Genomic DNA, 13,780 nt, shown 5'->3' with positions numbered 1-13,780 from the left:
TGACGTCCGCTCGCCTTGCTTCCGAACAGTCTCAGTGGTCTAGTCTTTCGACGTTGCAGTGTCCGTCGCGCCGGGACGGCGGATGGAATACCGGTTGAGCTTCTCGACCATCGTGCGCCGACTGACGTTCAGATTCCGTGCCGCGTGGCTCTGATTCCAGTTTGCCTCGCGCAGTCTCGCCTCGATGACCATTGCTTCGTATTGTCCCACAATCGACTTCAGATCGCCATGGGGAATGTGGTTTGGATGCGCGCCGTGTAGGGTCTCCTCGCGGAATCCAGAGATTTCCGCTGGCAGGTGTTCACGGTCGATCGCCTGACCCCGGTTGGCAAGCAGGGCGGCGCGTTCAAGGATGTTCTTGAGTTCGCGGACATTACCGGGATAAGCCCAGCGCAACAGGGTGTCGAGCGCATCCGCTGTGAGCTCCGGCCGCTCGCCGTCTCCACCGACCGCCTCGGTTAGAAAATGGTCTATCAGACGCGGAATGTCGGAGGGTCGCTCCCGCAAAGGGGGCACGACGATCGGAAACACGTTAAGCCGATAGTAGAGATCCTTGCGAAACTCGCCGCGTTCGATCTTTTCCTCAAGATTGACGTTCGTGGCCGCCACTATCCTGACATCGACGATTTCGGTCTTCGTGGACCCGACCCGGCGAATCTCGCCCTCCTGCAGTAGGCGCAGCACCTTGGCCTGGAGACCGGGGGGCATGTCGCCCACCTCGTCCAGGAAGAGGGTGCCGCCGTGCGCCTCGTGGACGAGGCCAGGCTTGTTGGCGAGGGCGCCGGTGAATGCACCCTTCACGTGGCCGAAAAGCTCGCTTTCCAGCAGGCTCTCCGGCAATGCCGCGCAGTTCTGCGCGACGAAGGCGCTGCGGCTGCGCTCGCTGGAGAGATGTATGTAGTTTGCCATCATCTCCTTGCCGGTGCCCGTCTCACCCCGCAGTAGGATTGGCACCGAAGATCCGGCGGCACGCTCGATCAGGTCGAACACTTTCTCCATTGGCGCGCTGTTGCCAATCAGGCCCTTTGGCTTCTTCGACTTGAAGGCCGCGGCCTTGCTCATCAAACGAGTGTTTTCCTGCTGCAATTCGTCATTCATCCGGCCGAGTTGTCGGATGAGCCTCTGGTTTTCCTCGAACAGCCGAGCGTTGCGGATGGCGGCTGCGGCGTGGGAAGCCAGTCCCTGCATCGGTCGCACCACGTGCTTCGGTAGCGTTCCGGAGGAACCGCCAGCCCTGTCCGGCAGGTTAACCAATTGCAGAATTCCAATCGTTTCCTCACCGCCCACCGTCAATGGGAGGATTGTGAGCGAACGCGTGCGAAAGTTTATCGCCTTGTCGGAGTCGCGAATGACGTCGAAATCGAAGCCCGGCGCATTGTCTATATCGGCCACGGCGACCAGCGTGGAAGTCGAAACGGCGAAAGTGGCAGGATCGCGCAGGTTCGGCGCCAATGACTTATCGTAAATCGAGATGCGGGCTTCGGACTGATTGGCGGTGGTGATGCCGCGATAATTGAAGCAGACGCGGTGCAGGTGACGGGCGAGGCGGTCCAGGGTAAAGATCGCGGCGCCTTCGGCCCGAGATAAACGGAGCGCGGCGTCGAGAACATGCACGAGAAGTGCCTCCACCCGCCGCTCCTTGGCGAGCGTTATCGTCAGTTCCAGCAGATCCTCGTAGATCGTCTCGTTGCTCATCGCCCAGCTTTCACGATCACGCCGCTTTGCCTGCCGGTCAGAGTTGTCCCGGTCCGCCGAGCAGGCCGGTGCCCTGAGCGGCGCCCCCCGGATGGCGTGCCTGACCTGACCATCATGACAGGCTATAGACGAACTGGCCCTGCTCCCCGACATTGATGGATACTCCGCTGAAGGATTTGCTTTCGTCACCCATGTTGCTGAGCAGTTCCGTCGCCATGTCCGGCAGGATGGTCCGGTTCACGATGTGGTCGATGTTGCGCGCACCGGTTTCCACCTCCGTGCACCGCGCCGCGATGGCGCTGACCACGGCATCGTCATATGACAATTCCATCTTCTGGCTTTCACGTAGCCGCTTGCCCACTTTGTTGAGCTTCAGACGGACTATCTTTTCGAGCGGAGCGCCCACCAGCGGATAGAACGGGATGATCTGCATGCGAGCGAGGAGCGCCGGCTTGAAATGGGCGCTGAGCGTCGGACGTATGGCGTCGACAAGTTCCTCGACTGTCGGTCGCGCTTCGCGTGTCCCAAGTTGGGTCAGCACGTCGGTCGCGAGATTGGAGGTCAGCACCACGATCGTGTTCTTGAAGTCGATCTGCCGACCTTCGCCGTCCGACAGGACACCTTTGTCGAACACCTGGTAGAAGACGTTCATCACTTCAAGATCGGCCTTCTCCACCTCGTCGAGCAAGACGACGGAGTACGGTCGCTGGCGCACCGCCTCGGTCAGAACGCCGCCCTCACCATAGCCGACATATCCTGGGGGGGAGCCGACGAGCTTGGAGACGGTGTGCTTTTCCTGAAATTCCGACATGTTGATCGATATCAGGAAACGCTCGCCGCCGAACAACTGGTCGGCAATGGCGGTGGCAAGCTCGGTCTTACCGACGCCGGAGGGGCCGACGAACAGGAAGACGCCCATCGGCGCATCGGGGTTTTGCAGACCCGCCTTGGAAACGCGTACGCCATGGTCGATGGCCTCGACCGCCTGGTCCTGGCCGATGACACGACCCTTCAGGTTTTCCGACAGGGTCAGGATCGACTGGGCCTCATCCTTCACCATGTTGCCGAGCGGGATACCAGTCCATTCTGCGATCACCTGGCCGACAACCTCTTCGGTCACCTCGAAGGCGACAAGAGGATTGCCCTTCTGTATCTTCTTGAGCGCGTCGACAGCGTCACGAAATTCTGCGCGCAACTTTTCCTGATCGAGGTCGACGCTCGAGTCGGCTGCGGCTTCGTCCGCCCCCTCTGTCTCGGCGCTGTCAACTTCGAGCGACAGTCCGAGCCTGCCACGGATCTCCAGGATCTTGTGGACCAGGGCAAGCTCATTGTCGCGTTTCTCCACCAGCGTGGCGATTTCCGCCTTGAGCCGATCAATGTCCCGCTCGATCGCCTCGATGCGCGCCTCGTCTCCGTCCTGGCTGGAATGACGGTCGCGCGTCAGCGCCTCGAAAGCCCGGCTTTGCTCGCCGACCCGTTTCTGTTTGAGTTCGATAGACGGCGGCGTGGAGGACAGGGACAGCTTGACGCGGGCACAGGCCGTATCGAGCACGTCGACAGCCTTGTCCGGCAATTGACGACCGGAGATGTAGCGCGCCGACATCTTGGCTGCGGCCTCGACGGCGCTATCACGAATATAGACGCCATGGGCCTTCTCGTAGGATTTTCTCAGGCCGCGCAGGATGGTGATGGCTTGGTCCGGCGAGGGCTCGTCGAGCTTGACGAGTTGGAAGCGTCGGGCGAGGGCCGGATCTTTCTCGAAATATTTCTTGTACTCGCTCCAGGTCGTGGCGGCGACGGTGCGCAGTTCGCCGCGCGCCAGCGCCGGCTTCAGCAGGTTCGCGGCATCGGCGCCGCCCGCCGCGCCACCGGCGCCGATCAGCATGTGTGCCTCGTCGATGAACAGTACAATCGGCTTCGGCGAGGCCTTTACCTCGTCGATAATCCCCTTCAGGCGGTTCTCGAACTCGCCCTTCACGCCAGCACCAGCCTGCAGCATGCCGAGGTCCATGCCAATCAGTTCGACGTCCTTCAGAAAGTCCGGTACGTCACCCTCGGCGATCTTCAGTGCCAGGCCCTCGACGACGGCGGTCTTCCCGACACCCGGCTCGCCGACGCAGATTGGATTGTTCTTGCGGCGCCGGCCGAGAATGTCGATCATCTGCTGGATTTCGCGGTCGCGCGTGAAGACGGCGTCGATCCGTCCGCTTCGCGCCTGCTCGGTGAAATTGGTGCAGAACCTTGCCAGCGCCGAGTCTCCGCCGATGCCCGGGACTGCCGCCGTCTGCGATTGATCGCCGCTAGTCATTGCGCCCGTGGTGGTTTCCTGCGAGCCGGCGGTGGCTGCATTGAATTCCGATTTGAGCCGCGCATATGTGATTGAGTCTAAACCGGTCAGCCAACGGTCGTCGCCGAAGCGGTTCGGTCGCGCGAAAATCGCTGCGAACAGGGCGCCGGAACGGCATTGGTCGAGCGAGAACTCGATAGAGCCAATCAGCCATGCCTCGGTCAGCCATTCAACCAGCAGGGGCGAAAAGACCGGCCGTCCCTGGTTGCCGGTGCGAAAGGTCTCAATGACTGTTTGCAGACGGCGCTTGAAGCCGGCAATATCGATCTCGAAATGACGACATGCCGCCTGGACGTCGTGCTGGCTATCCTCCAGGAACACCAGGAGCACGTGCTCGATCGACACTTCATAATGACCACGGGACACGGCAAGACCGGCGGCCGACTCAAGGGCGCGACGCGAATAGGTATTAAGGCGGTTGATGAGACGGCGGAGATCGATATCTATCACTGCTTAAATCCGGTTTCGGGGCCGCGGGCGGCCAAAAAAGTATTTTCCAATCCGTCCTGCGGTTTAGGCCTCACAACGCTTTTCTGCGATGCGCGGGCTTTTGACATGCGGCGAGGAAGCCGTCACTTCGTCTGTTATTCCCCCATGAAGCCGCCAATGGCGGCACGCCTGATCGGCGGGCACCCAGTCCCGACATCCTTGGTTCAGGCTATCGGTAAGGCGGTCGTGTGACAAGAATTTTTCAATCCCAGATAAAGCCTGTGGACGGGAGGGTGGCCAGAAGCGCCACCCTCGGATGTGACTGCCGGTCAGACGGCGGGCTTGCGCCAGTCGTCTGTGGCTGACGTGCCGGCGACCTCATGGGTCCAATCGCATTGGCGATAGGCAAAGGACCACTGTTCTTGGTGAACGCGATTGGCATTTGCGTCGTCATTGGTGTCGGGCAGGATGATCTTGCCACCGACGAGGACGGCATCGGTCCACTTTATGGTGTAATAGTGCTGCTGCTTGCCGTCGATCGCCGTGCGGAAGAACTGCATTTCGATCTCCAGGTTTTCGCCGGTCGCCAGAGCCTGCCACAGGAGCGGCGAGGCCTTGTCGAGCGGCTTGATGAAGGTCGAAGGCTCGTGACGGCGCGAGCCGATTGCGGTGCCGGAATTCGGGTCGCGCGGAACGATGGCGTTGCTTTCGAAGAAGAAGACCATAGACTGATCGGCATGGCCTTCCTGCCACATGTTGCCGATCGACTTGTCGCTCGATGCTTCCTTAGTGATCTCACCCTGGGTTTTGCCGGTGATCTTGACGTATGCGATGGTTGCCATTGTGCTCTCCAAAAGGTGCTTGGGACTGTGAAACTGCTATCAGCCGCAGCCGATAACAATGAGTTTGCAATGGCTGTGCCAGTTCTGGTTGTGACGAATTTTTTCTTTCTAAATCAATATATTAAATGATTTTTGGTAAGCTTCTGTGTCAATCGGGACTGCGCAGTTTTCTTCTCAGTTCTGATGGCAACCGCGCAGATTTTCACCGTTTCCTGGGGCTGAAAACCATCGAAGAGGATGGAGACGCGACCGGAGTGGAGAAGGAGGCCAATTGAAAATAAAGGAGAATTCCTGTTTTCTGATAAAAGCCGCTGCCGTAGTGCGCGAATTTTTGCGAATTGACCGCGTCGCGAACCGGTGGAATTCTTTCAAGCCATTGACGGCGCTTCTGGCAACCAGAAGTTCATGGGCCTCTGGAGGATGTTTGAAGAATGCCTGCGATCATCAAGCCATCACGCCTTGCGGCGGCAGTGCGCGCCGAGCCGGCGCCACACGGTGGCCTGCTGACAGTCTCGGCCTTTCTGCTGTCCGACTTCGAACGTCCGCGTGATTTCCTTAGCGAGCAGGCGCTCTGGCCAATGACGGTCGAGCAGATGAATGGCGGCATCTTCGACAAGGGCTATCTGAAGCCACGCGGCGAATGGATCGTGGCGGGTGCGGCGATGGCGCCAGGCGAGGAAGCGGTGCGCGGTATCACGGTCATCGCAAGACTGGGTGGACTGGAAAAGCGCCTCTCCGTGTTTGGCGACCGTTACTGGCGGCAGACCGAGCGGGGAATCGAGCTGATCCCAGCGGTTCCGTTTCACAAAATGCCGATCGTTGAGGGCAATGCCTTTGGCGGGCCGCGGTTCGCTGCCAATCCCCGCGGCAAGGGACACGGCGCGCGGGCGCTCCTCGATGCCGGGCTCGACGCGCCGCTTCCCAATGTCGAGGACGCGGCACGGCCCGTGCGCTCGCCTGACGACGCGCCCAATCCCGCCCATCTAGGACCGCTCGCTCCGGATGCCGCGTCGCGCATGCGCTATGTCGGCACCTATGACGAGGCTTGGTTGAAAACGATTGCGCCGCTGCGTCCAGCCGACTTCAATCCGCTATTTCACTGCGACGCCCCGGAAGAGCAGCGCATTTCGGGCTATTTTTCCGGCAACGAGACCTTCTCCATCTCGGGAATGACCCGCGGCGGCATTGCCGGCGGTCAGCTGCCGGCAGTAACGGTCCGGGGCTTCGCCCACCGTCCTGTCGACGGCAGTCTGACCGAGTTCCGGCTGGTGTGCGATACGGTTACCCTGTTTCCGAACATCACCAAGATGGCGCTGGCCTTCCGCGGCGTGGTTAAGTGCGTAGACGCGTTCGCCGAGGATATCGGATCGATTATGCTGGCGGTCGAGCATATCGAGGACCAGGCCCGGCCTTCTGCCTATTTCGGAGAGATATTTGGGCTTCGCACGGATCCGGCCCAGGCTCACAAACATGCGCTTTCGGACTTTCAGTTGATGCCGAAACGAGACGAGGCGGTCGTCGGCTTACGCCGCGCCCAGCGGCTGGAGAAGGCGAAAGCCGACCGGGAACGGTTCATGGACAATCAGGAGTGGATGGCCCGCAAGCTGATGTCCGAACAAGGCATGTCGCCGGATCTCGTTCCCCCATCGGACAGGACCAGGTTCACCGAACTGCCGCTGGTCGCGATGCCGACCAGCGAGGATATCGCGAAGGGCGATCTGGATCTTGCCGAAGTGCTCGATGACGTCGAGAGGCTGTCGGACGCGTTGATGGAAATGGGCCGCAAGGAAATGGCGCGGGCCGAACTTGTCCGCCGCTCCATGGTGGCGAAGGCGCCCGCGGGCAAAACAAGGTCAGCACTCGAAAAGCCCGTTGTAAATGACGAGGAGCTTTCACACTACCCCGAACTCGCCGACGAGCTCGCCGAGCAATACGATGTCGACATCTCCTGGCCAGACGCGGCCGCTTTCGCGAACGCGGACCTGTCGGAATTCCCCGAGGACGCCATCGATAGTCTTAACGCCACGCTCGATGACATGTTTGCTACCCTCGACGAGGCGTCCGGGTTCAACGAGGCGGAGGCCGACGCGCAGTATGAAAAGGCCCTGGCGCGCGCGCTTGGTCTACCCGAGGGCAGTTTGTTCGCGGATGCTCGCGCGACGGCAGCGAACATTTCCTTCGATTTCGAGCCCGATGCCGACTTGTTCGATGACGACGAGCCGGTGGTTCGTCGGATTGGCGAGCGTATGGCAGCGATCGCACAGATGCCGCACAAGCCAGTCCCAGGTTCACCCGCATCCGGCTTTTCATTGCCCGTGGACGATGACTTCCCGGTTGACACCGCACCGATTACCGCGGCCGAAACCGCGATGGTGCCGGTTCTGGAAAGGATCCTTCCCAATCTGAAGTCGATCAAGGCCGGCGGATCCTCGCGGGACATTATGGCGGAGTTGACGGCCGCGATGCCGGTCGAGGGAGATAAGCCCGCGCTGACCATTGGCGAGCATCTCCGCGAGGCTAAACAACAAGTCGAGAACCGGCTGGACGACGCGGAGACGTCGCTCGACGCCGCGATGCGCGATGCGCGGCAGGAATCCCCGGTGGCGATCTTCCCAATGGAACTCTTTCTGCCCGGCGTCGCAGAGCGTTTCGGAGCGACCTTGCGGCAGCGGATTGCGGAAGGTGACGATTTTCGCGGAGCCGACCTTGCAGGCGCCGACCTGAACGGCATCGATCTCAGCGGACGCGACTTGAGCGGGACACTGTTCGAGCGCTGTGATTTGAGGAACGCCAATTTCTCTGACTGCGACCTTGATGGAGCCGTGTTTGCGGAGGCCGATCTGACGGGGGCCGATTTCACCTCGGCACGACTTGGGAAGGCTAACTTCGGCGGCGCCGTTCTGGCCGGCGCCCGCTTCGACCGCTGCGTATTCGAAGACGGAAAGTTCATCCGGGTCAAGTTCGATGGCATGTCGTGGCGCCAGGGGCGGATGGCGCGGGTCGTCTTCATCGAATGCAGCCTCGATGGAGCGGATTTCTCCGGTTCGACGCTCTCCGAGGTGCAATTGCTAAAGGGGACGGCGGCGCGTCTGACCGTCGATGACGGCATTCTCGACCGCGCCACCCTGGTGCAGATTCCGCTCGTGGGAGCGAGTTTCGCCAATGCCAGTTTCGATCGCGTCGGGCTGACGGAGATCGACGCGTCCAAGGCGGTTTTCAGAGGCGCGCGTTTCAAGAGCACGGGCTTTTTCGGCGCGACATCGCTTTCCGACAGCAGCTTCGAGGCAATAATCGCCCGTGACACCTCCTGGAACACCGCCGACCTTGCGCGCGCCTGTCTGTTGCGCGCCGACATGGACAGTTGTCTCTTCAATGCATGCAACCTGTCATCCGCCGACATGCGTCTCGTTACACTGAAGAACTCCCGGCTCGACAAGTCCGTGCTTATTGGGGCCGATCTCTTCGCGGCCAACCTCTATGGTGCGTCACTTAGCTATTGCGACATGACACGCGCCTCGCTCAGAGGTGCCAATCTTTACTATGCCGCGCTAGACCGCGCCGAATTGGCGAGTTGCGATCTTACGGGCGCCAATCTTGGCGGCACAAGGATGGGGCGGGTGGCCAATGCCTGACATCGAGACCAAGCCCGCCGACCGGGCGGAAATCCTCGAATACCACGCCCATGAGCAGCCGGTGATGCTGAAGGAGGCGCGCGGCATCGATCTGGCCTCCGCGCCACTCGCCAAGGCACATTTCGTCCAGTGCGATTTTTCGAGCGCCGATTTTCGCGGCGCCGATCTGTCGGAGGCCAGTTTCGTCAAGTGTCGAATGGTCGGATGCATCTTCCAGGGCGCTGCCCTTGGCGGCACCTCCTTCATCGATTGCGAGCTCGACAGAGCGGATTTCGAAGACTGCAGGTTGACTGAAACCCGCTTCGTCGCCGGTAAGACGAGCATGGCAACGCTGCGGGGTGCCTCTCTTGATCGCACGTCCTTTGTCGCAACGGATTTGTCGTCGGCGGACATCAGCGAGGCGACGCTGGAGCGCTGCTCTTTTCTCGAGTGCCCGATCGCCGGCGTTTCCTTCGCAGGAAGTGTGCTCAACACAATTTTCATGACGAAATCGGAATTGCGCAAGGCGGATCTGAGTGGCGCCCACATCGATGTCGGGTTGTTTGCCGAAGCAGACATGGCGGGTATGGACCTCTCCGGACAGTCTTGGCAGCATTGCACTTTCCATCAGGGGAAGTTTCACGGCACACGCATGGACAACGCCCGCCTCGGCGGCAGTGTTTTCAACGAATGCGATTTTTCGGAAGCCTCGCTCAAGGCCGTCCACGCGCCCATGACCTGCTTCACGGTAAGCCGGATGGAGAGGGTGGACCTGACCGGCAGCCATTTGGCGCTGGCGAATTTCCACCGCGCCAATCTATCCGGCGCAGTTTTGAACGACTGCGTACTTTCCTCGGCAGTCCTCAGCGAGGCCGAATGTAGCAATGCGCAGTTCGAACGCTGCGACCTGACGCAGTCGGAATTGTCACACAGCGACCTGCGCGGCGCCAATCTGTCGAGTGCAAGCTTTGCCAATACGAAGCTTCATGCGGCGAAGACGGAAGGAACGCTTTTCTTCGGCGCATCCGGTTCTACCATCGGAACGGATCAGGAGAGGGCGATCGCGGAGCTTTATTCGACGAAGCGGGTCACGCTTGATGGCGAGACCATGCCAGGGGGGAGTTGAGATGCCGTTCGTCAATTCGCAGGGGCCAATACCGGGCATGGATTTCTCGGTTCCCGACGTCTACCTGCAGCCAACACCCGTCGGCCCGATACCGGTGCCGCTGTTCTCCATGGGCATGCGTCCAACCGACATCCCGATTTGCCTGCGCTTCTACCTGACGTGCATGCCGGGCCATAACCTTATGAACATGGCTCCGGTCTCGATCGCCGGACCTGGGCCGGGCGTGCTATCCGGCATGGTGTGCTCCAAAAGCGCTAACCTGAAGGGCTCCGTGAAGCTCTTCGTGCAGGCGATGCCGGCCACCCGGGCGCTGATGGATCCGACGATCCAGAACGGCATATCGCCAAACTCCTTCGGGACGACGATCGTTCCGTCGCAAATCCGTCTACTCAATCCGAGCGGCTGACCGCCGAACAAACCGTTTCCGACCGGAGGCCTCGCCGAGGTGAACGCCATGCAGAATGCTCAGGAAATCAGGATATCGCTACCCAATCTGGACGAGGACGCCGTGCACGCCGATCAGGTGCGCGGGCGGGAAGCCCTGAGCGAACTCTACGAGTTCGAGGTCGATGTCATATCGCCCAAAGTTCTCGACCTTGAGTCGATGCTCGGCAAGGCGGCCAAGCTGACGATCAAGGTTCTCGACGAAACGTTTGAGGTTAAAGGGATCATCCTATTCGCGGGCAGTCTCGACCCGACCCGAAACCGGGAATTCGTCTATCGTATCGTCATCGGGCCGGCTATGTCGCTGATGCGGCTCAGCGGCCAAAACCAGGTTTACGGTACCGACCGCGACATGACCGTGCTCGACATCATCGACGCCGAGCTCAGCGATGCGGTCAAGTCGGGTTCCGTGACTGGCGGCAATCGCGCGGCGCGTCGCATCCCGCACCGGATGCTTGCGAGTGGCGCATATCCGAAGCTTCCCTTTGTCCTGCAATATCTCGAGAGCGATTTCGCCTTCTTCTCGCGGCTTTGTGAAAAGTTCGGCATCTTTTATGCCTTCGATCACAAAGGCGAGCAGGAAGAGCTGCTGATCTGCGACCGCAACGTCCACTTCAACCGGATGGCCGGCAAGGACCTGACCGAAGAATTGCCCTTCCGAAGTGGCGAGCAACTGATCGGATCAGGTGGTTTCGCGGTGCGGTCCTTCAATTCCGCCTGGACGGTGAAACCCGGCCATGTGCAGCTGCGCGACTACAATGACGACACGCCGAGCGTCGACCTGAAAGTCACCGCCAGTACCTCGTTCGAAGGGCAGGGGATCGAGGTCCGCTACGGCGAGCACTACGCGACCCCACAGGACGGCCAGTCGCTTGCGAAGGTCCGTGCGGAGATGCTGGAGGCCGAGCGCCTGCGTTTCATCGGTAAGAGCAATATCCCGCTGATGCGTCCGGGCATGTTCTTCAAACTCGTCGACCATCCAGACAGCGCCTTTGAGCGCCATTACGCAGTAACAGAGGTCGTGCACCGTATCGCCGAGCCGACACCTAGCGGCTTCTCCTCGCCTGATAAAGTGGCCGAGCCTTATTCCAACGAGTTCGTCTGCCTCCCGATGGACGCGCCGTTCCGCCCCTCGCTAAAGACACCGAAACCTATCGTGCACGGGCTGTTGCATGCGGTCATAGACGGTTCGGAGGGGGCCGATCGCGCCGAACTCGACGACCAGGGGCGCTATCATGTGCGCATACTAGACGAGGAAAGCGGCTTGTCCGGTGGCAAGGCAAGTCACACGGTTCGCAAGGCGGAACCTTATGGCGGCGGCGATGGCTATGGCTCCCATTCAACTCTTCTCGTCGGCACCGAGGTTTTGCTCGCGTTCATCAACGGCGATCCTGACCGTCCGGTGATCGCGGGCGCGATGTCCAACGGGGAAAAAAGCAATCCGGTGTCGGAGCGAAATGCCGCCGTCGCGCATCGCACGCGCACCGCCTCGGGTATCGTGTTCGAATTCAATGATGGCGGGCTTTAAGCTCGGCGGGCACCGGGATCGACAGGACGAAAGGAACAACGCATGCCTATCACACAGAGTCAGGGAAGCGGGGGGAAACCTGTCACCGGGCAAAAATCCTCCATTCAGGATGGATCGGCTCATCTTTTCGTGCCCTACAATGCCGGGCGCTCGCGGACTTCCTCCGCCGACGATTCGAGGGCGCCGGGCGCGATCCTTCGATTGGGCGGTTACTCAAGTGTCGAGGCTGCCGCGACGGATCTCAGCGCTTTTTATCCTGAACACCACATGGACTCTGAGGGGGCGAATGCGCTCGCCAATGCCAGTGGTCCATCCTCCGGCGGCTATCGCGGGGGAATTCTGCTGTCGTGCGACGGCCGAATGTTGCTTCGCGCCGGCGAGAAGTTCTTTCTCCAATCGAAATCGGGCATGAATATAGACACGCAATCGACGCTCGACATCACGGCGGACAAGGCGATCAAAGTGGAGTCGCAGTCCACCATAACCATACGCTCTAAAAATGCATCGCAGATCCTCATCGAGGCTCTTGGCGGTACGGCGACCGACGGTGTCAAAGAGGCGTTGGTGACAATCAAGGCGAACAAGGCGACCAAGAATATTGACGGAAAAGATTACGAATATATAGTAGACGATAAATACACATACACGGACGCCAATACATATTCAATCAAATACGGCAATGACACTAAGTTTACCAACGGTATATCTGATAGTATATATTTCGGTGGAACGACGAGCGTGTTTCTAGGTGGTGCGTTCTCATATACTCTTTCCGTCGCGCTGAGTATCAAGACAGTCGATGTCGTTATATATCTGGCAAAGTCAGATATCGGCCTCTACAAAATGGACATCGTTCAGTGGAAGACCGAGCTCAAGAGCGGGTCTTTAACCTGTGATGCAATTGGTGTGAAAATGGAGAATGTCAGATCCGCACTCAATGCCATCGAGGCAAAGACCGGCGCGATAACTGCCATCTCTAACGGTATCGACTCCGTCAAGGGTGGGATCAAGTCCGGCCTTGAGGGATTGGCAAGTTATACGAACGGCCTGACCAGCTACATTTGAGGCGTGTTCGACCCGCGTGAGGAAGGAATGCCGGCATGTCAAAAAACGAACGACTGTTGATCGTCGAGAGGGCGATCGAGGAACGGATTGGCGAAGCCGCGGTGCCAGCGGTCGAAAATGCGATGCTGCGGGCCATCGTTCGGGCTTTTGTGACGACCAGCGAGGCAATCCTCGAAACCGACGCGGGTGATAGTCTGGTCGCCCGTCAGGCGGCGAGCTGCCTGCTTGCACCGGCGATGGGCGATCGCGTGCTCGTTCATGTTGGGGATCGCGACGCCTTTATCCTCGCCGTGCTTGAACGGCAATCCGAGCGCGTGGCGGAACTCGGCGTACCGGGTGCGACGGATGCGGTGCTGCAAGTCGCCGGCCGTCTCGACGTCAAGGCCGCGACAATTAGTCTTGCCGCGCCGCGCGTCGAGCTGATGGCGCGCGCCTTGCTTCAGGCCGGAGAGAGCCTCACCAGCAATTTCCGCCGCATCACGGAGACGGTTGTCGACAAGATCGTCGGCGCCCGGACCGTCACCACCACCGCGCAATCGCGGACGACCGCGGTACGGGAGGTCGACGTGCTCGAGGCCGGTTCATTGGTGCAGACGATCTCGAGCGTCGTCACCCAGAACAGCGAGATCGCTCTCATCACCGCCAAGCGCGACGTCCGGCTGGACGGCGAGCGCGTCAGCGTTGGCTGAGGCG

9 protein-coding genes are annotated in these 13,780 nt (G+C 60.2%); 6 read left to right on the top strand and 3 right to left on the bottom strand.

Going from position 1 to position 13,780, the window contains the following annotated elements; genetic code table 11:
• Positions 1–39 precede the first annotated feature (39 nt).
• The 3 genes from J5J10_RS22105 to J5J10_RS22095 all read right to left on the bottom strand — a co-directional run bounded on the left by J5J10_RS22105 (position 40) and on the right by J5J10_RS22095 (position 5,313).
• Positions 40–1,695: a sigma 54-interacting transcriptional regulator gene (locus J5J10_RS22105; RefSeq protein ID WP_211931774.1), complete on the bottom strand. Its 1,656-nt coding sequence runs from the start codon at positions 1,693–1,695 to the stop codon at positions 40–42.
• 112 nt (positions 1,696–1,807) lie between these two features.
• Positions 1,808–4,492: a type VI secretion system ATPase TssH gene (tssH, locus tag J5J10_RS22100; RefSeq protein ID WP_349252103.1), complete on the bottom strand. Its 2,685-nt coding sequence runs from the start codon at positions 4,490–4,492 to the stop codon at positions 1,808–1,810.
• Positions 4,493–4,800: 308 nt separating this feature from the next.
• The gene (locus J5J10_RS22095) at positions 4,801–5,313 is read right to left on the bottom strand and encodes an Hcp family type VI secretion system effector (protein WP_208553658.1); all 513 of its coding nucleotides are present in this window, start codon (positions 5,311–5,313) and stop codon (positions 4,801–4,803) included.
• 431 nt (positions 5,314–5,744) lie between these two features.
• Here J5J10_RS22095 and J5J10_RS22090 point away from each other — a divergent pair, with 431 nt between their 5' ends.
• The 6 genes from J5J10_RS22090 to J5J10_RS22065 are packed head-to-tail and all read left to right on the top strand — an operon-like array spanning position 5,745 to position 13,776.
• Entirely contained in the window at positions 5,745–8,945 is a 3,201-nt protein-coding gene (locus J5J10_RS22090) for a DUF2169 domain-containing protein (protein ID WP_211931773.1), read from the top strand.
• Positions 8,938–10,050 carry a pentapeptide repeat-containing protein gene (locus J5J10_RS22085; protein ID WP_211931772.1) on the top strand — a complete coding sequence of 371 codons (1,113 nt, stop codon included), beginning with the start codon at positions 8,938–8,940 and terminating at the stop codon, positions 10,048–10,050. The genes J5J10_RS22090 and J5J10_RS22085 overlap by 8 nt, the downstream gene beginning before the upstream one ends.
• A gap of 1 nt (position 10,051) precedes the next feature.
• Positions 10,052–10,456: a PAAR-like domain-containing protein gene (locus J5J10_RS22080; protein ID WP_208553661.1), complete on the top strand. Its 405-nt coding sequence runs from the start codon at positions 10,052–10,054 to the stop codon at positions 10,454–10,456.
• A gap of 48 nt (positions 10,457–10,504) precedes the next feature.
• Positions 10,505–12,022 carry a type VI secretion system tip protein TssI/VgrG gene (gene tssI, locus J5J10_RS22075; RefSeq protein ID WP_211931771.1) on the top strand — a complete coding sequence of 506 codons (1,518 nt, stop codon included), beginning with the start codon at positions 10,505–10,507 and terminating at the stop codon, positions 12,020–12,022.
• Between the two features lie 42 nt (positions 12,023–12,064).
• The gene (locus J5J10_RS22070) at positions 12,065–13,087 is read left to right on the top strand and encodes a hypothetical protein (protein ID WP_211931770.1); all 1,023 of its coding nucleotides are present in this window, start codon (positions 12,065–12,067) and stop codon (positions 13,085–13,087) included.
• A 35-nt stretch (positions 13,088–13,122) separates the two neighbouring features.
• Positions 13,123–13,776, top strand: a complete 654-nt coding sequence (locus J5J10_RS22065; protein WP_211931769.1) for a DUF3540 domain-containing protein — start codon at positions 13,123–13,125, stop codon at positions 13,774–13,776.
• The last annotated feature ends 4 nt before the right edge of the window (positions 13,777–13,780 follow it).

Origin of the sequence: Ciceribacter sp. L1K23, assembly GCF_018122705.1 — a bacterium.
Lineage (GTDB): Bacteria > Pseudomonadota > Alphaproteobacteria > Rhizobiales > Rhizobiaceae > Allorhizobium.
This window is presented reverse-complemented; position numbering and strand designations above follow the sequence as displayed.

Excerpts from the sequence above, each read along its gene's own strand:
- J5J10_RS22105 (WP_211931774.1), bottom strand. The coding sequence starts at position 1,695 with ATGAGCAACGAGACGATCTACGAGGATCTGCTGGAACTGACGATAACG.
- J5J10_RS22095 (WP_208553658.1), bottom strand. The coding sequence starts at position 5,313 with ATGGCAACCATCGCATACGTCAAGATCACCGGCAAAACCCAGGGTGAG.
- J5J10_RS22090 (WP_211931773.1), top strand. The coding sequence starts at position 5,745 with ATGCCTGCGATCATCAAGCCATCACGCCTTGCGGCGGCAGTGCGCGCC.
- J5J10_RS22085 (WP_211931772.1), top strand. The coding sequence starts at position 8,938 with ATGCCTGACATCGAGACCAAGCCCGCCGACCGGGCGGAAATCCTCGAA.
- J5J10_RS22080 (WP_208553661.1), top strand. The coding sequence starts at position 10,052 with ATGCCGTTCGTCAATTCGCAGGGGCCAATACCGGGCATGGATTTCTCG.
- tssI (WP_211931771.1), top strand. The coding sequence starts at position 10,505 with ATGCAGAATGCTCAGGAAATCAGGATATCGCTACCCAATCTGGACGAG.
- J5J10_RS22070 (WP_211931770.1), top strand. The coding sequence starts at position 12,065 with ATGCCTATCACACAGAGTCAGGGAAGCGGGGGGAAACCTGTCACCGGG.
- J5J10_RS22065 (WP_211931769.1), top strand. The coding sequence starts at position 13,123 with ATGTCAAAAAACGAACGACTGTTGATCGTCGAGAGGGCGATCGAGGAA.